This window comes from Apibacter sp. ESL0432, assembly GCF_019469225.1.
In the GTDB taxonomy this organism is placed as follows: Bacteria; Bacteroidota; Bacteroidia; order Flavobacteriales; family Weeksellaceae; genus Apibacter.
The window spans coordinates 1,403,643-1,426,594 of record NZ_CP048266.1; the positions used below are offsets into that span (position 1 = coordinate 1,403,643).

Annotated in this window: 21 protein-coding genes; 5 read left to right on the forward strand and 16 right to left on the reverse strand. The window is 30.6% G+C overall.

The features are described from left to right. The first annotated feature begins 112 nt into the window (after nucleotides 1-112). From GYM73_RS05925 to GYM73_RS05935, 3 genes are all read left to right on the forward strand, one after another. Complete coding sequence (locus GYM73_RS05925) at nucleotides 113-2,152, forward strand: TonB-dependent siderophore receptor (protein WP_220233272.1); 2,040 nt, start codon at nucleotides 113-115, stop codon at nucleotides 2,150-2,152. A 120-nt stretch (nucleotides 2,153-2,272) separates the two neighbouring features. Beyond that, on the forward strand, nucleotides 2,273-2,872 hold the full coding sequence (locus tag GYM73_RS05930; RefSeq protein WP_220233273.1) for a WbqC family protein: 600 nt from the start codon (nucleotides 2,273-2,275) through the stop codon (nucleotides 2,870-2,872). Nucleotides 2,873-2,886: 14 nt separating this feature from the next. After that, nucleotides 2,887-4,581, forward strand: a complete 1,695-nt coding sequence (locus tag GYM73_RS05935; protein ID WP_220233274.1) for a S8 family peptidase — start codon at nucleotides 2,887-2,889, stop codon at nucleotides 4,579-4,581. A 70-nt stretch (nucleotides 4,582-4,651) separates the two neighbouring features. Here GYM73_RS05935 and GYM73_RS05940 read toward each other — a convergent pair whose 3' ends face one another. Continuing rightward, complete coding sequence (locus GYM73_RS05940; protein ID WP_160543200.1) at nucleotides 4,652-5,044, reverse strand: SRPBCC family protein; 393 nt, start codon at nucleotides 5,042-5,044, stop codon at nucleotides 4,652-4,654. A 29-nt stretch (nucleotides 5,045-5,073) separates the two neighbouring features. On the opposite strand from GYM73_RS05940, the gene GYM73_RS05945 reads away from it, so the two are divergent. Next, entirely contained in the window at nucleotides 5,074-5,688 is a 615-nt protein-coding gene (locus GYM73_RS05945) for an NUDIX hydrolase (RefSeq protein WP_220233275.1), read from the forward strand. A 71-nt stretch (nucleotides 5,689-5,759) separates the two neighbouring features. Here the strand turns inward: GYM73_RS05945 and GYM73_RS05950 are convergent, their stop codons facing one another. The 4 genes from GYM73_RS05950 to greA all read right to left on the reverse strand — a co-directional run bounded on the left by GYM73_RS05950 (nucleotide 5,760) and on the right by greA (nucleotide 10,379). After that, nucleotides 5,760-8,663, reverse strand: a complete 2,904-nt coding sequence (locus GYM73_RS05950) for a DUF5686 family protein (RefSeq protein ID WP_220233276.1) — start codon at nucleotides 8,661-8,663, stop codon at nucleotides 5,760-5,762. A gap of 109 nt (nucleotides 8,664-8,772) precedes the next feature. Beyond that, nucleotides 8,773-9,432, reverse strand: coding sequence for an ATP-dependent Clp endopeptidase proteolytic subunit ClpP (gene clpP / locus GYM73_RS05955; protein WP_105297863.1), 660 nt, complete (start codon nucleotides 9,430-9,432; stop codon nucleotides 8,773-8,775). Between the two features lie 67 nt (nucleotides 9,433-9,499). Further along, nucleotides 9,500-9,889: an HIT family protein gene (locus GYM73_RS05960; RefSeq protein ID WP_160564843.1), complete on the reverse strand. Its 390-nt coding sequence runs from the start codon at nucleotides 9,887-9,889 to the stop codon at nucleotides 9,500-9,502. Nucleotides 9,890-9,908: 19 nt separating this feature from the next. Continuing rightward, nucleotides 9,909-10,379 carry a transcription elongation factor GreA gene (greA, locus tag GYM73_RS05965; protein ID WP_220233277.1) on the reverse strand — a complete coding sequence of 157 codons (471 nt, stop codon included), beginning with the start codon at nucleotides 10,377-10,379 and terminating at the stop codon, nucleotides 9,909-9,911. Nucleotides 10,380-10,481: 102 nt separating this feature from the next. On the opposite strand from greA, the gene GYM73_RS05970 reads away from it, so the two are divergent. Continuing rightward, nucleotides 10,482-10,922 (forward strand): hypothetical protein, encoded by a 441-nt coding sequence (locus GYM73_RS05970; protein WP_220233278.1) that lies wholly within the window; start codon nucleotides 10,482-10,484, stop codon nucleotides 10,920-10,922. A 437-nt stretch (nucleotides 10,923-11,359) separates the two neighbouring features. Here the strand turns inward: GYM73_RS05970 and GYM73_RS05975 are convergent, their stop codons facing one another. The 11 genes from GYM73_RS05975 to GYM73_RS06025 form a co-directional block, all read right to left on the reverse strand. After that, nucleotides 11,360-11,575 (reverse strand): hypothetical protein, encoded by a 216-nt coding sequence (locus GYM73_RS05975; RefSeq protein ID WP_220233279.1) that lies wholly within the window; start codon nucleotides 11,573-11,575, stop codon nucleotides 11,360-11,362. A gap of 98 nt (nucleotides 11,576-11,673) precedes the next feature. After that, nucleotides 11,674-12,969 (reverse strand): hypothetical protein, encoded by a 1,296-nt coding sequence (locus tag GYM73_RS05980; RefSeq protein WP_220233280.1) that lies wholly within the window; start codon nucleotides 12,967-12,969, stop codon nucleotides 11,674-11,676. A gap of 13 nt (nucleotides 12,970-12,982) precedes the next feature. Next, nucleotides 12,983-13,690: a CHAP domain-containing protein gene (locus GYM73_RS05985; protein ID WP_220233281.1), complete on the reverse strand. Its 708-nt coding sequence runs from the start codon at nucleotides 13,688-13,690 to the stop codon at nucleotides 12,983-12,985. A gap of 470 nt (nucleotides 13,691-14,160) precedes the next feature. Then, a complete protein-coding gene (locus GYM73_RS05990; RefSeq protein ID WP_220233282.1) occupies nucleotides 14,161-15,432 on the reverse strand; it encodes a hypothetical protein in 1,272 nt (423 codons plus the stop codon). Between the two features lie 9 nt (nucleotides 15,433-15,441). Further along, nucleotides 15,442-16,068, reverse strand: coding sequence for a TIGR02594 family protein (locus GYM73_RS05995; RefSeq protein ID WP_220233283.1), 627 nt, complete (start codon nucleotides 16,066-16,068; stop codon nucleotides 15,442-15,444). Between the two features lie 387 nt (nucleotides 16,069-16,455). Beyond that, nucleotides 16,456-17,190 (reverse strand): hypothetical protein, encoded by a 735-nt coding sequence (locus tag GYM73_RS06000; RefSeq protein ID WP_220233284.1) that lies wholly within the window; start codon nucleotides 17,188-17,190, stop codon nucleotides 16,456-16,458. Continuing rightward, the gene (locus GYM73_RS06005; RefSeq protein WP_220233286.1) at nucleotides 17,129-17,731 is read right to left on the reverse strand and encodes a hypothetical protein; all 603 of its coding nucleotides are present in this window, start codon (nucleotides 17,729-17,731) and stop codon (nucleotides 17,129-17,131) included. The genes GYM73_RS06000 and GYM73_RS06005 overlap by 62 nt, the downstream gene beginning before the upstream one ends. Before the next feature lie 7 nt (nucleotides 17,732-17,738). Then, a complete protein-coding gene (locus tag GYM73_RS06010; RefSeq protein WP_220233287.1) occupies nucleotides 17,739-18,941 on the reverse strand; it encodes a CHAP domain-containing protein in 1,203 nt (400 codons plus the stop codon). A 42-nt stretch (nucleotides 18,942-18,983) separates the two neighbouring features. Continuing rightward, on the reverse strand, nucleotides 18,984-20,246 hold the full coding sequence (locus GYM73_RS06015) for a hypothetical protein (protein ID WP_220233288.1): 1,263 nt from the start codon (nucleotides 20,244-20,246) through the stop codon (nucleotides 18,984-18,986). Nucleotides 20,247-20,263: 17 nt separating this feature from the next. Then, entirely contained in the window at nucleotides 20,264-21,565 is a 1,302-nt protein-coding gene (locus GYM73_RS06020; RefSeq protein ID WP_220233290.1) for a peptidoglycan amidohydrolase family protein, read from the reverse strand. Between the two features lie 106 nt (nucleotides 21,566-21,671). Then, a complete protein-coding gene (locus tag GYM73_RS06025; protein ID WP_220233292.1) occupies nucleotides 21,672-22,946 on the reverse strand; it encodes a hypothetical protein in 1,275 nt (424 codons plus the stop codon). Between the last annotated feature and the right edge of the window lie 6 nt (nucleotides 22,947-22,952).

A 22,952-nucleotide genomic window follows, 5' to 3' on the forward strand; every position in this document is an offset into this window, starting at 1 on the left:
TAAAATATTAATTTTTCAAGACCAAATAATTTATTTTTCCAAAATACAATCGTAAAATAAATTTGTTAGACTAATCTAATTTTTTATATTTGCGAGTCTAAAATTAATAATTATGAAAAGAGGATTGACTGTACTTTTTGCATTATCCCTTTGCACACTATATTCCCAAGAAGTTAAAGATTCAATTAAAAACTCTAAAGAAAAATCGATTGACGATATTGTCGTGACAGGAACCTTGAAGGAAGTTAGAAAATCTGACAGCCCGGTGCCTGTTGAAATTATTACACCAAAACTATTCAAAAAAAATCCTACTCCCAGTCTTTTCGATGCCGTAGGAATGATTAACGGAGTTAAACCTCAAATAAATTGCAGCGTTTGTAATACGGGAGATATTCACATAAACGGTATGGAAGGTCCTTATACTATGATATTAATTGACGGGATGCCTATCGTTAGCGGATTAGCTACTGTTTATGGTTTAAGTGGGATTCCCAATAGTTTGGTAGAAAGAATTGAGGTAGTTAAAGGTCCCGCCTCTTCTTTATACGGCTCAGAAGCTATGGGGGGAATTATAAACGTAATCACTAAAAACCCGCAAAAAGCACCCAAATTTGCAGCGGATATTTTCAGTACAAGCTGGGGAGAATTAAGTACGGATTTATCCTTTAAATTTAATGCCGGTAAAAAAGTAACCAGTTTACTGGGTATCAATCATTTTTATTATGATAATCCTATCGATGCCAATCACGACGGATTTACCGATTTAACTTTACAAAACAGGATATCGGTTTTTAATAAATGGAGTTTTAAACGAAAAGAAAACAGAGTTGCCAGTTTAGGGCTGCGATGGGTCAATGAAGATCGCTGGGGTGGAGAAATGAACTGGAGTAAAAAATATCGAGGAAGTGACGAGGTTTACGGAGAAAGTATATATACGAAACGTGCCGAAGTTATCGGACTTTACCAATTACCTCTACATGAAAAAATATACACCCAATTTTCATATAATTGGCATGATCAAAACTCATGGTATGGGAATACTCCGTATATGGCAACTCAACAAGTAGCCTTTATCCAAAGTTATTGGGATAAAACCATAAAAAATCATAACTTTTTAGCAGGTGCTTCTTTTAGATATACTTACTACGATGACAATACACCTGCGACCGCTTCTCCTGACGGCTCGAAAAACAGACCTTCAGAAACACCGTTACCGGGATTATTTTTACAAGATGAATGGTCTATAAATACTAAAAATAAACTTTTACTTGGGTATAGATACGATAACGATAAACATCATGGAAATGTACATTCTCCCAGAATTGCCTATAAGTTTTCACCCAATTATACGAATACCTTCCGAGCCAGTTTTGGAACCGGTTTTAGAGTTGTAAATATCTTTACGGAAGATCATTCTGCTCTTACGGGAGCCAGAGATGTAGTTATCTTGAATTCTTTAAAGCCTGAACGTTCATATAACGGAAATTTGAACTATGTTAAAAAAATGATGTTCGATGATCTGAATATAAATCTGGATATCACCGGTTTTTATTCTTATTTTACTAATAAAATTATTGGTGATTTCGATTCCGATCCTACTAAAATCATTTATGATAACTTAGACGGACATGCTGTTTCGCAAGGTATATCTTTAAATACGGAATGGTCTTTTTTAATTCCTTTTAAAATTATGGCGGGTGTTACTTATATGGATGTTTACACCAAAGAAAAAGATGACAAGGGTTCTTATTTTAGAACAGATCAGCTTTATGCACCTAAATGGTCCGGAACATTTGTTATGACTTACACATTTCCTAAAAATTATATATTGGACTTTTCAGGACAATGGAACGGAAAAATGAGGTTGCCTATCGAGCCTAATGATTTTAGAAGTGAATATTCCCCGTGGTATTGCATTGCAAATATACAGGTAACCAAGAAATTCCATAATGGAATGGAAATTTACGGAGGAATTAAAAACCTATTTAATTTTACGCCCAAAAACCCGATCATGCGTCCTTTTGACCCATTCAATAAAGAGGTAGATAATCCGATTACCAATCCTAACGGGTACACTTTTGATACTTCTTATAATTATGCGTCCTTGCAAAAATTAAGAGGATTTATGGGTATACGATATAATTTTTTCTAATTAATTTTAAAGACAGAAAAAAAGTAAATTTCATATAAAATAGATCGCATACATATTTTGTTAAAATAAGAAGATCATATTTATTTTTATGGTAAATTAGCACTTTCATAAAAAATAACTATGATCGTCTTACCTTGTTTTTATTTTCCTCCTGTTTCTTATTTTGAAAAATGGATCCATTCGGAAAAGATCTATTTGGAACAGTGGGAAAATTTTCCTAAACAAACTTATCGTAATCGTTGCATTGTTCAAGGAGCTAATGGAAAATTGCCTCTTATTGTTCCTATTGAACATTCAGGAGCCAGAATTATAAAAGATATTAAGATTTCCTATGCGTCTTCATGGCAAAAATTACATAGTAAATCATTGCAATCAGCATATCAAAGTTCTCCTTACTTTGAATATTACGAAGATAAGCTAATCCAATTATTGGAAAAAAAAGAAACCTTTTTATTAGATTTAAATCTAAACACAATAGAATGGGCATGTTCTATCCTAAAGTTGGAATGTTCGTACGAACTAACGGATGAATATGTAAAAAATCCTCCGTTTACCGATGCGCGAGAAGCATTCAATGCAAAAAAAGAAAGTCCCTATAAAAATAAAAAATATATTCAGGTATTTTCAGACCGTTTCGAGTTTATGAATGATCTTTCCATACTAGATCTTATATACAATCTTGGCCCGAAATCTGCTAATTACCTTACTAATGTCGAATAAATAAATAATTTTAAATGAAGATAAAACTATTAAGCCTAAGCTTCGCTTTTGCATTCTTTACTGCCAATGCATTTGCTCAAAATAACGTTCCGGCAGTTGATTCCCTTGCTTTAAAAAATTGGTATCATCAAAGTTATGAAAAAACCGGTATTTATGGTGTAGGGACTACTGATGCTATTGAATTTCTAAATTCTAAAGGACTCAAGCCCTCTCCTATTATCGTCGGTGTAATTGATAGTGGTGTACAAATTGATCATCCGGATTTGAAAAATAATATTTGGAATAATCCAAAAGAAATCGCTAATAACGGTAAAGATGACGACGGTAATGGATATGCTGACGATGTTCATGGATGGGATTTTATCGGTGGAAAAGATGGAAAAGATGTAGACCACGATACTATGGAATCAACCCGTATTGTTTCTTTATATGAAAAACTATTCGAAACCGGTGACCTGAAAACGAATGAAAAAAATCGGGAAAAGTATCCGAACGAATTCAAAGAATATCAAAGAGCTAAATTTACATATGATAAAGATTTAGGTGAAGCTAAAGATGCCCTATCTAATATTGAAGAGCAAAAAGCTTTGATAAGACAAATGACCACTGAATTACAAAATGCTCTGGGTGACAAACCTTTGACTCTTGAAAATGTAAATGAGGCAACTTTTACTGTTCCTCAATATAAACAAGCTTTCCTTCAGATGATTGCAAATAATAACGATTTGGAAGGAAAAAATGCAACTCAAATCAATATGTTGGCGGATAGTGAAATGGGTGAAGCAGTTGCTTATTATTCCGGAAAAGTAGATTACATGCTTAATAAAAGTTATGATCCTCGCTACATTGTAGGTGATGATTATACTGATATTAAGGAAAAACATTACGGTAACAATGAAGTGGAAGGCCCGGATGCATTACATGGAACTCATGTTTCCGGTATAATTGCAGCAGTTAGAAATAATAATATAGGTATGGACGGTATTGCCGGGGATGTTGCAAAAATCTTAGTAGTTCGAGCCGTTCCGGATGGTGATGAAAGAGATAAAGATATTGCCAATGCCATATATTATGCCGTTGATAATGGCGCTAAAGTCATTAATATGAGTTTTGGTAAGCCTTTTTCTCCTAATAAAGAGAGAGTATGGGAAGCTATGAAATACGCGGAAAAAAAGGGTGTATTAATGGTTCATGCTGCCGGTAATGATAATAAAAATGTAGATACTGAATATAATTATCCAACCAATTTTAAGGATAATGAGCATAAATCTTTTGTAAATAATTGGATTACCGTAGGAGCCAGTACTCGATATAATAATGCATTGAAGGCGTCTTTTTCTAACTACGGAAAAGAAAAAGTTGATATTTTTGCACCCGGATTAGAAATTTACTCTACCGTTACTAAAGGAAAATATAAATTTTTACAAGGTACCAGTATGGCTTCTCCGGTTGTTGCGGGATGTGCTGCCCTTTTATGGTCTTATTTTCCTCAGTTAACTGCTGAACAAGTGAAAAATATATTATTTATAACAGCAAATAAATCTACTATAGAAGTAACAGCAGGTGGCGAGAGTGAAAACAGTCCTATGATTAAAACAACTTTTGATCAACTTTCAGCAACCGGAGGTGTTGTAGATGTTTTTAGAGCCGTGAAATATGCGTATGATAATTTCAACCCTGAAAAAGGAAGTAAAAAAGGAAAAAAATAAGTTGAATACTCTTTATATAAAAAAAGCTATTTTAAATAAAATAGCTTTTTTTTATGTTTCAAATTTAACGTTATGAAATTTTAGTAACTCCTTCCGTTAAAGCTTTAATTAAATTTTTTAAAGGCTTTTCAACCATGGCAGATATAAACATATTAAATTTACCATCGAAAGTAAATTGAACTTCACTTGAACTATCTGTAACCTGATCTATTAATAAACTTAAGTCAAAATTCAAAGTTTCTTTAGCCGAACTTAATACAATTTTTGAATAAGGAATTCTTTCTTTCATTTTCAAGGCAATTTCAGGCATTCCTTTTAATGCAAAAACAAATCCATCTTCATCTGCCTCAAACTTATCAATGGTTTCAGGCATGAACTTTTTAAATTCAGAAGGCTGAGATGCTAACGTGTAAATATCTTCTGCCGATTTATTAACCAGTATTTTTTCTCCTTTAATATTCATTTTTGTAATTTTGGTAAAAACAAACACAAATGTACAAAATTTCTGTAAACGAAAGATTTCTTACCCTTGGTAAAAATAAGAGAAAAGGTGCCATTAACCTTCCATACGAAAATTCGAAAACTTTAGTATACGCTCTGGATATTTTGTACCATACGAAAGTAAATTCCATTCATGTTTACTCATCTGAAACCAAAAAAGTTTGGAAAAAATTACTAAAAATAGCTACCCCCGTGTATGCAGCGGGAGGATTAGTTAATAATAGTAAAGACAATTATTTATTTATTAAAAGAAACGGTTATTGGGATTTACCGAAAGGTCATGTGGAAGAAAATGAAACTTTTAAAAAAGCTGCCAAACGGGAAGTAGAAGAAGAATGTTCTATTTCTGATCTAAAATTAAAAAAATACCTAACGACAACTTATCATGTGTATCAATCTGAAAAAAAATACTTTTTAAAAATAGTTCAATGGTTTGAAATGAAGTATGATGGAAATGAAAAACCTAAACCTCAAAAAAATGAAGGAATTGATAAAGCCCAATGGATTAGAAAAAAGGATATCCCTAAACTTATGAAGAAAACCTATGTAAATATCAGGGAATTAGTCGGCACTTATGTTTTAACTAATTCTCGAATTAAAAAATAATTAATATAAAATTCAATAAAAAAAGGAGTACTATAATTACTCCTTTTTTTTCTTTTTAAATCGTATGATTTTTAGAATGTAAATTGCATTCCAAATTTAACTCCGAATTTATTAACATCCGGCATATGTAAGTAATTCCCTCTCCAGTTAAAATCTACTCTAAAGATTCTTAAATTTCCAAACCCTATATTTTCGATACCAAATCCATATTCATAATAGATATCTTTATTGGGAGCTACATATCTGATATTAGAAGCATTCATATTCTTGGAGCCTTCGGATATATCTCCCCAAACACCTCTGAAAATCGCTACTTCTCTTAATTGTAATTTTTTCAATAAAGGAATATAGGAAAATATCCTTCCGTTGAAGTGATGTTCAACATGCAATGCCGTATATATATCTGTTACGAAATCATAGTAATCCAGCAATGCAAAGGTATTATTTACGATACCGTAAGACTGGTTACCCGGTATAATTCCTAACAAGGATAAGGGCAATTTATTAAACGATTTTCCGAATTCAAAAGTAACATTCGATTTACCAATCGGTCCCCAAAGGATCGGATGATTGTATAAAAATTGTATTTTATCATAGTTAAAATCACCATCCAATACTCCATTGAATCCTTTTATATATTTTAAAATTAAGGTTGGAGATAAAGTCGTATGCTCATACCTGTCTAATCCAAAACGAGAATATTTAGCTCCCGGTCTCGCTTGAATACTAAATGTTAAATGAGAATCATACAAATCGTTTTTATTATCACCTTTTTTGTTGTAATACCCGATATTAAATTTAAAAGGGTTCGCCGATTTTATGTATTGATAAGTTCCATCTAATCGCAATTGTACATTTTTCCACGGTTCAATAGATAAAAATGCATTGGTTTGATTGACAGAACTCAAATATTCATTACTTCCTCGGGATATGATGGAAGATGATGCAAAAGAACGGGTCATAATTCCCTCATTTTCTGTAAGCGAAGTCCCTAACTGAGTTATATCCCTTTTTGTTCCCGCACCTATCGTAAAACGATTGTATTTATTTAACATCAAGCGCCCTTCAAAACCATATTTAAATTGATCATCTTTAAATCCGTATGCCGTATATCCTTCCACTCTCCACATATCATTGGGAGAGAAAAACGTCCTGGCTCCTAAACGAATTCTGGTTCCTTCAACATCGTTATATCCTAGTGTTTGATACAGATTTCCAATATCAATGGCATTACCCACATTGACATAGCCTGAGGAAAGAATTTGTACGGCATCTACAATATTTCTAAATAATCGGGTTTTAGATACCTTGTCTACCATTTCATATGCCTTTTTATCATCTTCATTAAGACGATCCGGACGATTGTCGGCCCAAAAATCATCTTTCCTGTTATAAGCTCCTTCAGAAATAGGTTCCCATTGTTGATCTAAGATTTTTTCAACAGTATCTTGCGGTTCATCGAATTTATAATCATTATAAGTTATGGTACGTTTTGCAAACATACCTTTTCCTCCTTCTTTTTTAGTTATAAGAGACATATCTAAAACCGTGTAATTTCGTAATGGAATAAAGATTGAATCATTGACATTGTCATAATTCAATTCCATATATATGTCTTTAACGAAGTTTACATTAATACCTGAAGTGGATTGTAAGGTTACTTGCTTTACTGCATAAGTATCTTTAGTAATATATAAATCTCCTTTAAAAGTAAGCTCATTTTCTCTTCGAGGTCTGTATTTAATATAATAACAATCAATTCCATCTACGGAAACCGTATCAGCTAATAAATAATCGTATACGGAAAATCCAATAGTAGCTACCGGACTGGTGAATCCTTTATTAAAAAAGTTTAACACATTATCGTATATGTTAACATCTTTATACAAATTTTTAACCGTATTGGCTACAATATCATTATTAGGAATTCCGGAAGCTTTATTTCCTCTCAAAAAGGATTTTTCCCGTTTAGAAGGTGTATTTTGTCCAACTATATCGGAAAGGGATTCGTTAAGAAAAACGGGAATGTACGTTTTTCCTGAGATATCTAATGTATCTATGTCTTTGGCTGAAATGTTTAATTTTTTAAAGATTTTTTTACTTATAAAAGCACTATCAACATTATTTAAATCAAATTCGATTTTCTCATATTCTTTATATTGATAATTCTTAAAATTAGTCAAACCGTTGGTTCTTCTTCTCTTCCATAATTCACGCAGTATGCGGTATGCCGGATTTTCTTTTTTAGGTAAACGCTTTTTCGGAAAGCCGGTAACTACTACCTCGTCTATTTCCTTTTCTTTGCTTACGGTTCCTTTATCGGTTGATTGGCTACTATTTTTGTTTTTTAATTTGAGATTTACAATTAAGCCTAAATTATCTCCCCTTTGTAAAGGTATATATTTTGTCGGGTATTTATCTGTAATAATTTGTAACGTGTCAATGAATTTATTGGATTGTAATTCAAAATTTCCATCACTGTCGGTAGTGGCGTAAACCTGAGTATTTTTAAGAAAAATATCAGCATCCGTAATTGGCTTTTCTGTATCTTCATCTAGCAATTGACCGGAAACTCTAACGTAATTAACTTGCTGGTTTGAAGATTGTGATATTGTATCGGTATCAATTTTAGTTTGATTGATAATTGATGGAGGAATTGAGGATGTACCAATCTTATCTTTTTCAGAGAATTTAATAATTAAATTTAAGTTTTGTTTTTTATTGACAGGAAATGACTTTTTCTTATAATTTACAATCTGAACAACGATAGAATCAAAGTTATTTTTAGATTCGAGTGAAAAATATCCAATATTATTTGAAAGGGTTGAAATCTCGGGAGCTTCAGGAAAAGATATTTTTGCTCCTTCAATAGGACGCTGGGTATCCTGATTTATAATTACCCCCGTAATTTTGATTTGTGCATTATAAGATAAACTAAATAAAAATGCAAACAAAAAAAGTAATTTATTACTCATTGAACGTTATTTAAAAAAACAAAAAACTTTCGTTTGTAGATATCGAACAAACGAAAGTCTTAGTATAAATATTATATTATATGTATGTGGTTCTCAACAAAACAAAGCTTTACCGTTTTTCAAGAACTTCATCAATAAGTCCATATTCTTTAGCTTCCGAAGCAATCATCCAATAGTCCCTATCTGAATCCTTCTCAATTTTTTCAAAAGGTTGACCGGAATGCTCTGCCAAAATTTCATATAATTCTTTTTTCAGCTTTAAGATCTCCTTTAATGTAATTTCCATATCGGAGGCTTGCCCTTGAGCTCCTCCCAATGGTTGATGAATCATAATTCGAGAATGTTTCAATGCTGATCTTTTTCCTGCAGCACCGGCTGTCAATAATACGGCTCCCATAGAAGCAGCCATACCGGTACAAATAGTAGCCACATCGGGCTTAATAATTTGCATGGTATCGTATATCCCTAGTCCGGCATACACTCCTCCTCCGGGAGAATTAATATATATTTGAATGTCTTTATTGGCATCTGTACTTTCCAAGAACAATAATTGAGCGGTTACAATATTGGCTATTTGATCGTCTATACCTGTTCCCAGGAATATAATTCTATCCATCATCAACCGAGAGAACACATCCATTTGTGCTACATTTAATTTTCGTTCTTCAGTAATATATGGAGTCATTGAATTTACGTACTGATCTACCGCCAGACTATTAATTCCCTGGTGTTTTACTGCATATTTATGGAACTCTTTTCCTAAATCCATTTTTATTAATCTTTTTCTAAAATTTTTTACTTAATTTTCTCACTAAAACTATACCAAACAAGAGTCCCTATAGATAAGACTTTATTTTGTCAGCAATTTCAGTAAATTCTTCCGAACTCAGTGTCAATTTGTTACCAAAATTCATGTCTCCGATAGCGTTTAATGGGATTAAATGAACATGAACATGGGGAACTTCCAATCCTTGTACAGACATTCCTACTCGTAAACATGGAATAGCTTTCCCTACTGCCTGAGCCACCCTATAAGTAAAATCCATTAATTCATCATACTCTTCTTTGGGCAAATCAAACAGTTTATCGGTTTCTTTTTTAGGAATTACTAAGACATGTCCTATAACTACCGGAAATGCATCTAAAAAAGCAAGGTGTTTTTCGCTTTCTGCAACTTTATAACAGGGAATTTCTCCTGCTACGATTTTTGAAAATATACTTGCCATAGGTTGTAAATTTAGCTTATTAATCTAATGAAATTTCTAAAATCTCAAAATTAATTCGATTACCGTTCGGTAAATTTATTTCGGCAGTTTCTCCTACTTCCTTTCCTAAAAGTCCTTTAGCAATGGGTGTATTAACAGATATTTTTCCGGTTTTTAAATCGGTTTCCGTATCCGGAACCAAGGTATACTTCATCTCCTGTCCATTGGCAGTATTCTTTATTTTAACAGAACATAATATAGCTACTTTAGAAGTATCAACTTGCGATTGATCTATTATTTTAGAATTAGAAATTATATCTTTAAGCTTAGCTATACGCATTTCAAGCAGACCTTGTGCTTCTTTAGCCGCATCGTATTCCGCATTTTCAGATAAATCACCCTTATCCCTAGCTTCAGCAATTTGCTGTGTGATTTTAGGTCTTTCAACTTGTTCCAATTGATCAAGTTCCTTACGTAATTTATCTAGACCTTCTTTCGTTACATAATTCATGATACTATTTTTTGTAATTTTGCGTTGTAATTTATAAACATAAAAAAAATAACCCGACTCTTCACGGTCGGATTATCCGTATGCAAATTTAGCAAATTTATTATGATTAAAAAATTAATTCTTTATATATTATTAATTTCACAGTTATTCATCTTCATCCAATGCGAAAATGGAAATAAAACAATTAGTTGTTTTCCTAATTCTTCTATAAGTTATTCAGCCGATCTCAATTTACCTCAGTTCCAAAAATTATCCGGTATTAATGGTTATGCTTATATTGAGGCGGGTCCTTTAACCGGTACTAAAGGCTTAATATTGGTTAGAATAGAGGCTAATAAGTTTTTAGCCTACGACAGAAATGCACCGCATATTTGCCCGGGACCAAATACCCAATTGGAAGTTAAGGACGATTTTTATATCTATTGTCCTGAAGATGGAGCAAAATGGTCTCTAACCTCCGGTCAACCGTTAGAGATAGCTGACCGAGCACCTAAAATTTATCCTGCACAATTGATTGGAAATACGGTTATAATATCGTATTAATTTTATATAATATTTTTAATACTTATCAGTTATAATAATATACTTGTATAGTATACAAAAATTAATGCATTGCCTGAGCAGCTGTGAATTGTTTTCAAATTTATTTAACTACTTATTCACGCCTTTTTTTCAATTATACTAATAATGTGGTATAAAATTTTAAATAAATTTGAGATAATGATTCTTATATTCTGATACTATGTTAATTAATATAAATTTTATTTTATGATAGTAATCAGAAGCTTGTTGTGAATTGTTTTCAAATTTTATTGATTATAAATTATTTCATAGTAAGAATTTAATGTTACTAATTTTTCATTTAGTTATGAATTTTTTTTCAATTAAGCTTTTCTAAACCAATTAGAGGTTTCTTCTTTCTCGTTTAAATTACCTGTAAGTTGAATCAATCCTCTCCCTTTATAAAAGGAAGTACTGGATTAATATTTACTCGGTTTTTCTTGCGATAATTTAAAAAATCCCGTCTCTGCATTTACTTGAGCCAAAAAAGTAATCTTTTGTATGCAAGTATTAATACCATATCTGCGAAACATTTGGTTTAACTCCCTAGTTAAACTTTTTACGCTGTTGTCATTAATCAATCCGTCGGTCCACAGTTTCGTATTTCCGTTCATATGAATCAGCAATTGTTCCATTTCTTCTTCGGTAAAATCTCGATGACAATAACAACCTTTTTTCTTTAAATTTAATATTCACCCTTTAATTTATACTGGAGAATATTAAATTTTTTAAACTATTTTGAAAAAGGCCCTTTCTTATATGTAGCTTTGTATAGATAATCCATAGGTTGAGGATCATCTGATAAGGTTTGATCATTTTCAAACATATCTTTTTCCTGCTCTGCTTCTAAAAACCATTTTTTTAGATTAGGTATGTTGTAGTAATTGTTTTTCTCAAATTCTTTTTTATATTTTTTTTCGATATCTTGATAATGTATGAACTTACCTAAAAACATTTGATTATAACCATATTCTTTGTTATACTTATATTGTTCTCCAAAGGCTAATAATGTGGCTATTAGTTTTGCTTTTTGCGAAAAATCAAGAGGAATATCTTTATCTTCATTAGACAAATAATTTATATATTCTGCTAAATACAATATATTAACTTCATTTCCTGATTGGGAAGAAGGTACTAATAATTCTTTTATTAGGTTTAATGTTGTATCATGAATTTTAATTTCACCATTACATTGTTTTGTCCATAAAAATTTCCCGAAATTTTCCAAGATTTTATCTGATGGATATTTCACATATTTAAAGCCTTGTTTTTTAAAAGCCCATTCTAGTAATCTTTTATCCTCTGTATAGCCGAAAACGGTTACTAAAGATTCCATAAAATATTCATCATGGGTAACCAGCCATGGAAAATGGCTTTTATCGTCATTAAATAAGTATTTGTTTCTAGAAATTAATAGTTGCTTATTAAAATTTCTTCTTTGTGATAAATCTTTTACTTCTTTCCATAACTTAATATTAACTTTATAGCCATCTCTAACAAAATCTTTAATTACTTTATCTTCCAATAATTTCATATTAGGATAATCTTTTTGATAATCAATTAACTCTGGAAGTAAAAATATTGGAAAAATAATTTGCTTATCAGGTATAACATATATTTGTTCGAATGGAAAATCAAAAATATCATGATTTAACTCAGTTTTACATTTACTCTTAAGGAGATTAATATGAAAATGTTTTTTTTGTTTAATGCCAAAAATATTTATAATTTTTTCATTAAATTTATCCTGATTGGTTTTATAGTTATTATTATCTAATATTTTTTTAATCAATATAGATTCTACATTAATATCTTCTTCTTCAAATATATAACCAGTAGAAATATCGGTAACCTCATTTTTTGCTGAGGCACCATATTCTAATTGTTTTTTTAATAATTTTTCTATTTTTTCGTTCAAAACATTTTCGTTATTTAAATTATCATTAATTTTTGTTATATGATTGTCATTGTTTATTTGTCCTTGACAAGAAACAAAAATTAATAATAAAATTATTACTAAATATTTCATACAAATTTTAATTTTAATGAGTATCATCATATGTTAGATCTTTTCCTGAGGCCTCTAACAATGGTAATTCCTTTTCTTCTTTTGAAATAATATAAGATTTTGGTTTAGTAATCCAAAATGTATTGCTAGTTTTACTGATTGCATTTACTGAAATGCTTCTTTTACCTGCACTTCCTCCCTGATTTCCACCTAAATATACGTACTTATTCTTATCCTTTGTTTGTCCTATTATAAAAGCCACATGTGAAAAATTAAAAACTATTACTGCTCCGACAAAAGCTTCACATGATTCACCTTCTTTCCAATTTTCTGATTTGAATTGATATGCACCTAGCCAATTTCCACTATGTATTTTGGAATATCCTGCTTCTTGAAAACACCAGTGTACAAAAGCAGCGCACCATAAAGTATAGTAAGGTTTATTTGGGCTACAATATTCTTTAATTCTTGATTGTATTATTGAATCTGGATTGAAATAATTTTTATATTTGTTATATTCTAAAATTGCAATATTTATCCACGGGGCTCTTTCTTTTATACTAAATTCTAGTTCTTTATCTCCTTTGCAAAGTTTATCAAACTCAAAAACCTCATTTTTGAGTATTTTAAATGCTTTTTCCCGAATGTTCCATCCTATAGGATTTGTTTCAAGTTTTTGTCCTTTTGGATATCCATTAAGTAACTTAGCTTGAAGCCAGTAATATTTTTCATCTTCTTCCACTAAACGAGATACTTCATTTAAAGGTTTACCTAATGCTTTTGAAAAATGCTCTGCACGGAATTTTATATATTCTTTTTGGGACGATGAAGACCAATTAGGTACAGTTTTTCCGCTTTCTTTATTAGTCCAAAACCACCCGGCACTATCTATAGCATAGTGAATTTGAGTACAAATTAAATCCGGTTGTTCTACTATTTTTTTATTTTCTACAAATTCCGCATATTTTTCATAAGGTCCGGGTTTATTATATTATCCGGTATCATCTTGTTTTCCTGTTAACTGATGGAAACCTCTTCCTTTATACTTAGATTTACTGGAATTATATCTGCACGATATATAAACTTTCACCTTCTAAGGCTCCTTTCAAATCTAAGCCCGATTCTTCGCGAGATTGTGCAAAAAAATGTGCTTTTCGAGCACAAGTGTCTATGTTAAAGTTGTCTTTATCTTAAATTTTATTTAAAAAATAATTATTTTCTTATCGGTCTTGCTTTATGCTTATAATCTAAAGGTTGTGGTGAATCAGGTATAGTCTGATCATCTAAAAATAGATTTTCTTCTTTTTTGACAGCTTCATACCACTCTTTAAATTTGGGTAAGCCATAATAGTTGTTCTTTTTAAATTCTTTATCATAAGTGCCATCATCCTTATAATGCCAAAAATGCCCCATAAACATTTGATTATAATCATAAAGTTTATCGTATTTATATTGCTCTCCCCAATACATCAAATGAGCTGCTATTTTGGCTTTTTGCGCATCACTTAATTCTTTGTTAGCATTTAGGTGTTCTAAATTTGTAAGATATTCAGCTACATACATAATATATAAATTTTCATTTGGGGTGGACATTTCTTTTAGAAGATCTAAGGTATTTTGATGAACTCGTATTTCTCCATTACAATCTTTAGTCCATAATAATTTTCCCAACTCCTCCAAATCATCGTCTTTAGCATAGGTATGAAAAAATGGAAGATGGGTGTTTTCAAGTGCCCACTTCAATAGTCTTTTATCTTCCGTATAACCAAATTCAGTTACCAGACTGCGCATAAAAAATTCATCTTGTGTAACCAGCCATGGAAACTGACTTTTATCGTCAGTAAATAAGTATTTGTTTCGGGAGATTAGTTCTTGCGGTAATTTTATTTTATACGAATTATCGGGATTAATTTGGATTAAATTTTTTAGATACGGTATAATTGTCACAAAATGATAGTCTTTACTAAAAAAATAGTTTCCTATTTCTATAAAAGATCCAAATTTAAGTCGTTCAGCTGTTAGTATTTCATTATCCAATTTATATGATAATCCATATAATATATAATTATAATTATTATCATTTAAATAATACCAGTTATAAGCACATTTATCACTATATTTCCTTTCATAATTAAATATTTTTTGCATCTTTAATTTGAAATCATGATCAGTTATATCTTTAAAACCATTATTAAGTAATCCTATATGTATAACTTTTAAGGCTAATTCTAAGTCTTTTTCAGTATATTCATACGGATCATCAAACTCCAATTCAGCTGTTTCTAGTCTTTTTTGTAATTCTATATGCTTTTTAATTTCTTCTATATTCAACATAGTATCCGATTTTTTTAAAGTTACGGTATCATCAATAGATTGAATTTCTTTTTTGTTTTTTTGTACGGTTTCGTTTTTCGGGGTTTCCTGACAAGAAATAGTTAAAATATTTCCCAGTAGAAATAGTATATTTATTATCTGTTTTTTCATAAGTTATAATTAATTTGTTTTTCCTGTTGATGGTTCTGCTATAATTCCAAATTTTATATTTAATGCGTTTGCACTTTCATATATATCATTATCCGTTAATTTATCTTGATCTTTTATCTCATAGTCTTTAGGAACATAAAATCCATATAATTTTTTTATTTTACTTTTGCTTGTATGCTCTCCATAAGCATCAAAACGTATTGTGTCATCTTGATTTCCACCCAATAAAATATATCTTCCATCTTTCGTTTTGCCCATTAAAAATCCCGTATGCCCATTAGAGCCATTGGAATGTTTGTATACAACCAAACAACCATAAATAGGTTCAGATATTTGCTTATAATTATTTTTTGTTGCATCTTTTGTAGGAGCTAAAGAGGCTGCTGATTTTGCATGGTTATATGGCTTATTTGTCTTAGGATTTATAGTCTGTCCTATTACCCAATTCATAAAAGCGGCACACCAAGGGCCCTTTTTCCCATCTGTAGGTTTAGTTTCAAGTCCACAGTATTGTAAATACTTTTTAGCATTTGAGTACATGGGCTCTTTATCTTCTTTACAACCTTTCATTTCTTTAGCTATACTTTCTGCAAGTTCCATCCACGGCGCCCTGCCTTTGGTGTTTATAAACTCCAACTCTTTCTCTCCTTTGCAAACAGCTTTGTCGTATTTAAACCATGTTTTTAACTTTCTAAGTCCTTCTTTACGTTTTTCCCAACCATGCGGATCGGGTTTATCTTTATGACCTGGCGAATATCCGTTAAGTATTTTAGACTGCAGCCAAAAGTATTTTTCTTCCTCTGAATTAATATTTTTAAAGATATTATTAGAGATTATTTTTGAATTTTATAATAAACTCTATATTTAAAAAATTGGTTATAACAGCATAAATGTCGTATAGACATAGAATTTTATTTTAATATATATAGTTCAATTTAAACTGTAATGTGTTTTTATTTTATATGATCATCTTCTTTTATACATTGTTTGTTGAATTAAACCTGTTATATTTAAATATATTTTTTATTTTATTGGTTCTGCAATACGCCTGTAATCATAAGGGTTTGGATCATCTTCCATTCCTTCTCCTCCATTAAAATAATCTTTTTCTTTCTTCGCTGCCTCATACCATTCTTTAAATTTAGGTAAACCGTAATAATTATTCTTTTTAAATTCTTTTTCGTAAGCCTCTCTTTCAAAATGATAGTAATAGAATCGGGTCATAAACATTTGATTAAAATCGTAATGTTTATCGTATTTATATTGCTCTCCCCAATACAATAAATAAGCAGCAATTTTTGCTTTTTGTTCTATTGTCAAATTTTCTTCTTTAATTGCTGAGGATGCCATATAATTTGATAAATACTCTGCTACATACATAATATATAAATCGTCATGTGGGGTAGATAATTCTTTCAGTAAATCCAAGGTATTTTGATGTACTCGTATTTCTCCATTACAATCCTTGGTCCATAATAGTTTTCCCAATTCTTTCAAATGTTTTGTTTCGGCAAACTTTGAAAATAGTGGTAAATCCGTATTTTCAATCACCCATTTCAATAGTTTTTTATCCTCAGTATAACCAAATTCAGTTACCAAACTGCGCATAAAAAATTCATCATACATAACCAGCCATGGAAACTGACTTTTATCGTCATTAAATAAGTATTTGTTTCGGGAAATTAATAATTGTTGATTAATATATCTTTTTTTTGATAAATTTTCCAAGTTTCCATCGTTCGATAGAAACCTTTTCATCATTAATTTTTTTTGTTAATGATATTGTATTTTCTATTTCAGCTATTTTAGAATATTCATTTTGATAGTTTACAATTTCTGGAACAAAATAAAACTTAGAAATAAAGTTACACTCTTTTATAATGTAAAAACCTTGAAATTCCCAATTTGGATATTTTATAAAAGTTTTATCACAAATATTATTTTGATTTATGTATATATATCTATTTTGTGTGGTGCTATCTAATTTTCTTCTAAATATAGTTTTAATTTTATTATTAAAATCTTTATTTGAAATAATTTTGTATCCATTTGAATCTAATATTTTTTTTCCAAAATGTACACTTACATCTAATTCCTCATTTGAAAATTCTTCTTTAGGAAGTTCTACTCCCGCACTTATTATATATTGATTTGCTCCATTTTCTAATTGTTTTTTTAAAACAATTTCTATAATATTATTCATATTATTAGGTATTTTCGACATGATATTTTGTTTTTCCTTTTCTTGACATCCAAAAAATAAAGGTAATAACAGAGTTATAAATTTAATTTTTTTCATTTTATTTTTATCTTGAACTATTTCCAGAATTTTCTATATTTACATCATATTTAGGCAATTTTTTCTCATCATCTGAGATTATATATTTTTTAGGTTTCATGATTGCATAAATACTAGAATCTTTTTTACTCACAGAACCTAAACATATTTTTTGATGATTTTGTCTCTTATCTCCTTGATTCCCTCCTAAATATACATATTTAGATCCATCATTATTTTCTCCTACTATAAACGCAACATGAGAATAATTAAAAACTATTACTGCACCAATGAATGGTTCAGATATTTCTCCTTGTAACCATCCTTTAACTCCTCTTAACTTAGCCTTTGGACTATTTAATTCCGTATAAGCAAAAGCATATGTACATCCTTCTGGAATTATATTCAAGTACTCTGTTTGTTTAAAGCACCATGTAACAAATGCTGCGCACCAAGGATCATTATAATTCAACTTTGAATTAGATTCTTTAAAATATATACTAATTTTTTCTTTTAATGGACTTTGTTTTTCTATAAGTCCTTTATATTTATTATATTCTTCCCATGCAATATTTATCCATGGCGCCCTATTTCCTGTATCTAGTTTCAACTCTTTCTCTCCTCTACAAACAGCCTTGTCGTATTTAAACCATGCTTTTAACTTTCTAAGCCCTTCTTTGCGCTTATCCCAACCATGCGGATCGGGTTTATCTTTATGTGTGAGCGGATACCCATTTAATATTTTAGATTGAAACCAAAAGTATTTTTCTTCCTCTATAGTTTCTTCATAGGCTAATGCAATATCATTTAATGATTTTCCCACTCCTTTTGGAAATGTATCTCGTTTCCATTTAGCGTACGCATTTTTTTCTTTATCACCATAATCTCTTATATATGAAAGTGCCTTTTTTTCAATACTCCATTCCCAACCGGCACTGTCTATGGCATAATGTAGATCTTTGGATATCAAATCAGGATTGGTGATAAATATTCCTTCCTTTCCTTTTTCCAGATATCCATTGTCTGCTAAATATTTTCCATAGTCTTCATAAGGCCCGGGATCATCGTAAGCAGTTTTATCCTTATTTAAATTACCGGTAAGTTGAATCAATCCTCTCCCTTTATAAAAGGAAGTACCGGATTTATATTTACTCGGTTTTTCTTGCGATAATTTAAAAAATCCCGTCTCTGCATTTACTTGAGCCCAAAAAGTTATCTTTTTGAATACCAATATTTATATTATATCTGAGCCTTTACGTGTACCTTACTTGAATTATTCAGGAGTCTCCTTATCACTAAATTGTTCCGCATAATCTACCATTTCTTCTAAATGGGGTAAATTATAGTAGTTGTTTTCTATAAAGGTGTTTTTTAAATCATACCAAGGCTCCAAATCTTCTAATGAGGCATGATATGCACCTAAGATATTTCCCCTTCCCCACCTTACAGTTCTTGATAAATGATATTTCCTAAATAGAGGATCACAGGTATTGGCTAAATACCCTATTTTTTTATAACTATATCCTTTTTGCGCTTTTGTTAAATCACTTTTATCTAATTCTCTTAATAGATATAATGTGCTGTCAATTAATTCTATCGCATAGGTGCCTTCATTTTCATTAGTTATATGTTCTATCGTTTTTAATATTCCTTCTCTGATATATAATTTATCATCCGTTTTAAAATTATCTACAAAAATTAAACTTCTAACCTCTTGCCCAAACTCATAACTTCTTGGATTACATCGATTATACAAACTATCTAAAACACTTTTATTAATTTTATCTTCCTTATCATAATTGAAATTTAATAATAAGTCATGAGCCATTTCTTTTTCCCTTGAAAGTAAATATATCAAACCGGCTTTATCTCCATACATTAAATATTTATTTAAACTTACTATCGATAAATTTTGTTTAACCGAATACTCCTTTTTATCGATATTATTTATTTTTATTAAATCCTCCAAAAAAACCATCGGGGTTATTATTTTTCTTTCTTTATCTATAAATAAATTCCATCCATCCCAGGCAAAAGTATATTTATATTTATCAAAAGTCATGGTTTTACTGACATTACCTTTGATTTCCTCATCCGTATAAGCTATTCCCCTTAGATTGGCAAAACGAAGTGGATATAAGGTAACTATCGTTTCTTTACTTTTATCCAAGTCTACTCCAAAAAGATATTTTACACGTTCTCTGAATTCGGCATATTCCGGAAATTTATATCCGCTGTTAAACAGCGTTTTTTCAATTAAGGGTTGTTGCAAGTCTAAATCTTCCCGGGTGGCAACATATTCGTTTTCCGGAGTATGATCTGCTACAAAAACCCGTTTTTGTAATTCAATATGCTCGGCTATTTTTTTTAAATCTATATCATTATTCATAACGGGCTTATTTTCTGTCGGTTTTTCAATAGGTTTTGTTGTTGTTTCTTTATTTTCATTATTAAGTTGTATTGCCGATTTATTTTCTTGGCCTTGACAAGAAAATAAAACCAATACTTGTATACATGAGACCAATATCTTTCTCATAATTCTTTATTTTTTTATTATTTTTTATTTATTTCAAAGGTGTACCCTTGATCTTTCCACCGTATTTTTTTATCTGTCTTACTAAAGTGAACTTTGGGGGTATAAAAACGGCAGGGTGTAAAGCTTTGCCTATTTTTAGTTAGAGCGTGATTGAGCAAATGTTTTGATTTTCTTAACCATTTGAGTTTAATAACTCCTCCCATAATTAATTTCGAACTCATTCCATAAGGAGTTTCAGAAGAACTGATTGCTTCAATGGTGGTGACTATTTCCAGGGTTTCTTCAACTTCTTTTCCTTCTTCATTTTTCCTTTTTATCTTTTTTTCTTCATAATCGATAATTACCCCGGTATGGCCCATTCCTCCGCTTTTATTTTTCCATATAAATATATCTCCCTTTTGAGGTTTGTAATTTATATCATCATGTTTCAGTAAATATTCCGAATAGGTTTCACCAAAGTCATGCAGTATCCTTGTATTTCCTGCCATTACCTTTTTACTCCATTCTATTTTTTGTAAATATCGGCACACTAATTCCGAACAATCCATCGTATTTTCTCCCGATTCTTCTACTCGGTTTTGATCGTTGGCATATCTTACTTTATACGATTTTCCTGCTTTTGCTTCTTCCTGGCTTATGGCTTTGGTTAATAACCAGTCTATTCCTTGTTGTATCTTTAAATCGCTATCAATATAGTCTAACGGCTTGTCTACCTTTTCACATTCTGCTACCTTAAATAGGACCTTGGTTGAGTTTTCAACGGCTACGGATAATTTCTCTTCTTTTCCTCCTCTGTACCATACTTTTCTTTTAGGACGTGACTTCGTGTTTTTATTTAGTATATCAACAATCATTTCCACAACCCTATCATCGGAGTATTGACCGGTCTTATCTGCTTCCAAATACATTTTATCTTTATACCAGTCGGCCATTCCGGTTAGGGCTGCTTGATACGGGGTATAGCCTTTTTCATTAATTGCGGAGGTAAATACATTAAAACCACTGTCGGGAGCAAGTTGATCTATTTGCTCTTGAATTTTACCGTAATTTTCTCTTCCGGTTATCTGAAGCAATCCCCTTCCTTTAAATCTCCAACCGTCTTCTCCTCCTTTATTTCCTAATACCTTACGATTGCCGTATGCTATTTCTGCTATTTTTCTTTGATTGGCCGGGTGATGAGCCGTCCTTCCATATTGATAGGCTAATTCATTAGGAGGGCTTTTTTCTTTCAAGGCCGGATTGGCCCGAAAAGCTTTAAAATGTTTGGGTAAATCTTCCGCAGCATAATTTAAACTTTCTCCTTCTAGGGCTGCTTTCAAATCTAAGCCTGATTCTTCTCGAGATTGTGCAAAAAAATGTGCTTTTCGAGCACAAGTGTCTAAGTTAAAGTTGTCTTTATTTTAAAGTTTATTTAAAAAGGGATTATTATTTTATTGGTCTTGCTTTAAATTCATAATCTAATGGTTGTGGTTCATCATTTAAATAATCTTCATAACCTTCAAATATATTTTCTTCTTTTTTTGCTGCTTCATACCACTCTTTAAATTTAGGTAAACCATAATAATTATTCTTTTTAAATTCCTTTTCATAATTGCCATTATCAATAATATGCCAGAAATGCCCCATAAACATTTGATTATAATCGTAATGTTTATCGTATTTATATTGCTCTCCCCAATACAACAAATGAGCAGCTATTTTTGCTTTTTGTTCTATTGTCAATTTTTCTTCTTTAATTGCAGAGGATACCAAATAATTTGATAAATACTCTGCTACATACATGATATATAAATTTTTATCCGGTGTTGACATTTCTTTTAGAAGATCTAAGGTATTTTGATGAACTCGTATTTCTCCATTACAATCTTTAGTCCATAATAATTTTCCCAACTCCTCCAAATCATCGTCTTTAGCATAAGTATAAAAAAATGGAAGATGGGTGTTTTCAATCACCCATTTCAATAGTTTTTTATCTTCCGTATAACCAAAGTCTGTTACTAAACTGCGCATAAAAAATTCATCTTGCGTAATCAGCCATGGGAACTGGCTTTTATCGTCAGTAAATAAGTATTTGTTTCGTGATATTATTTCTTGTGGTAATTTTATTTTATACGAATTATCGGGATTAATTTGGATTAAATCTTTTAGATACGGTATAATTGTCACAAAATGATAATCTTTACTAAAAAAATAGTTTCCCACATCAATAAAAGGGCTAAATTTTATATTGTCAGCTTTTATTACTTCTCCATCTAACACTGTTGAGAATCCATATAATATATAATTATAATTATTATCGTTTAAATAATACCAGTTATAAGCACATTTATCACTATATTTCCTTTCATAATTAAATATTTTTTGCATCTTTAATTTGAAATCATGATCAGTTATATCTTTAAAACCATTGTTCAGTAATCCTATATGTATAACTTTTAAGGCTAATTCTAAGTCTTTTTCGGTATATTCATACGGATCATCAAACTCTAATTCATCCGATTCTATTCTTTTTTGTAATTCTATATGCTTTTTAATTTCTTCTATATTCAACATAGTATCCGATTTTTTTAAAGTAAGGGTATCAATAGATTGAATTTCTTTTTTGTTTTTTTGTACGGTTTCGTTTTTTGGGGTTTCCTGACAAGAAATAGTTAAAATATTTCCCAGTAGAAATAATATATTTATTATCTGTTTTTTCATAAGTTA

Bases quoted from the DNA above. Each gene is read 5' to 3' on its own strand.
- GYM73_RS05945 (WP_220233275.1), top strand. From the start codon at position 5,074: ATGTACAAAATTTCTGTAAACGAAAGATTTCTTACCCTTGGTAAAAAT.
- greA (WP_220233277.1), bottom strand. From the start codon at position 10,379: ATGAATTATGTAACGAAAGAAGGTCTAGATAAATTACGTAAGGAACTT.
- clpP (WP_105297863.1), bottom strand. From the start codon at position 9,432: ATGGATTTAGGAAAAGAGTTCCATAAATATGCAGTAAAACACCAGGGA.
- GYM73_RS05980 (WP_220233280.1), bottom strand. From the start codon at position 12,969: ATGAAATATTTAGTAATAATTTTATTATTAATTTTTGTTTCTTGTCAA.
- GYM73_RS05990 (WP_220233282.1), bottom strand. From the start codon at position 15,432: ATGAAAAAACAGATAATAAATATACTATTTCTACTGGGAAATATTTTA.
- GYM73_RS05975 (WP_220233279.1), bottom strand. From the start codon at position 11,575: ATGGAACAATTGCTGATTCATATGAACGGAAATACGAAACTGTGGACC.
- GYM73_RS05925 (WP_220233272.1), top strand. From the start codon at position 113: ATGAAAAGAGGATTGACTGTACTTTTTGCATTATCCCTTTGCACACTA.
- GYM73_RS05930 (WP_220233273.1), top strand. From the start codon at position 2,273: ATGATCGTCTTACCTTGTTTTTATTTTCCTCCTGTTTCTTATTTTGAA.
- GYM73_RS06025 (WP_220233292.1), bottom strand. From the start codon at position 22,946: ATGAAAAAACAGATAATAAATATATTATTTCTACTGGGAAATATTTTA.
- GYM73_RS05935 (WP_220233274.1), top strand. From the start codon at position 2,887: ATGAAGATAAAACTATTAAGCCTAAGCTTCGCTTTTGCATTCTTTACT.
- GYM73_RS06000 (WP_220233284.1), bottom strand. From the start codon at position 17,190: ATGAAAAGGTTTCTATCGAACGATGGAAACTTGGAAAATTTATCAAAA.
- GYM73_RS06005 (WP_220233286.1), bottom strand. From the start codon at position 17,731: ATGAAAAAAATTAAATTTATAACTCTGTTATTACCTTTATTTTTTGGA.
- GYM73_RS05970 (WP_220233278.1), top strand. From the start codon at position 10,482: ATGATTAAAAAATTAATTCTTTATATATTATTAATTTCACAGTTATTC.
- GYM73_RS05960 (WP_160564843.1), bottom strand. From the start codon at position 9,889: ATGGCAAGTATATTTTCAAAAATCGTAGCAGGAGAAATTCCCTGTTAT.
- GYM73_RS05950 (WP_220233276.1), bottom strand. From the start codon at position 8,663: ATGAGTAATAAATTACTTTTTTTGTTTGCATTTTTATTTAGTTTATCT.
- GYM73_RS05940 (WP_160543200.1), bottom strand. From the start codon at position 5,044: ATGAATATTAAAGGAGAAAAAATACTGGTTAATAAATCGGCAGAAGAT.
- GYM73_RS06015 (WP_220233288.1), bottom strand. From the start codon at position 20,246: ATGAGAAAGATATTGGTCTCATGTATACAAGTATTGGTTTTATTTTCT.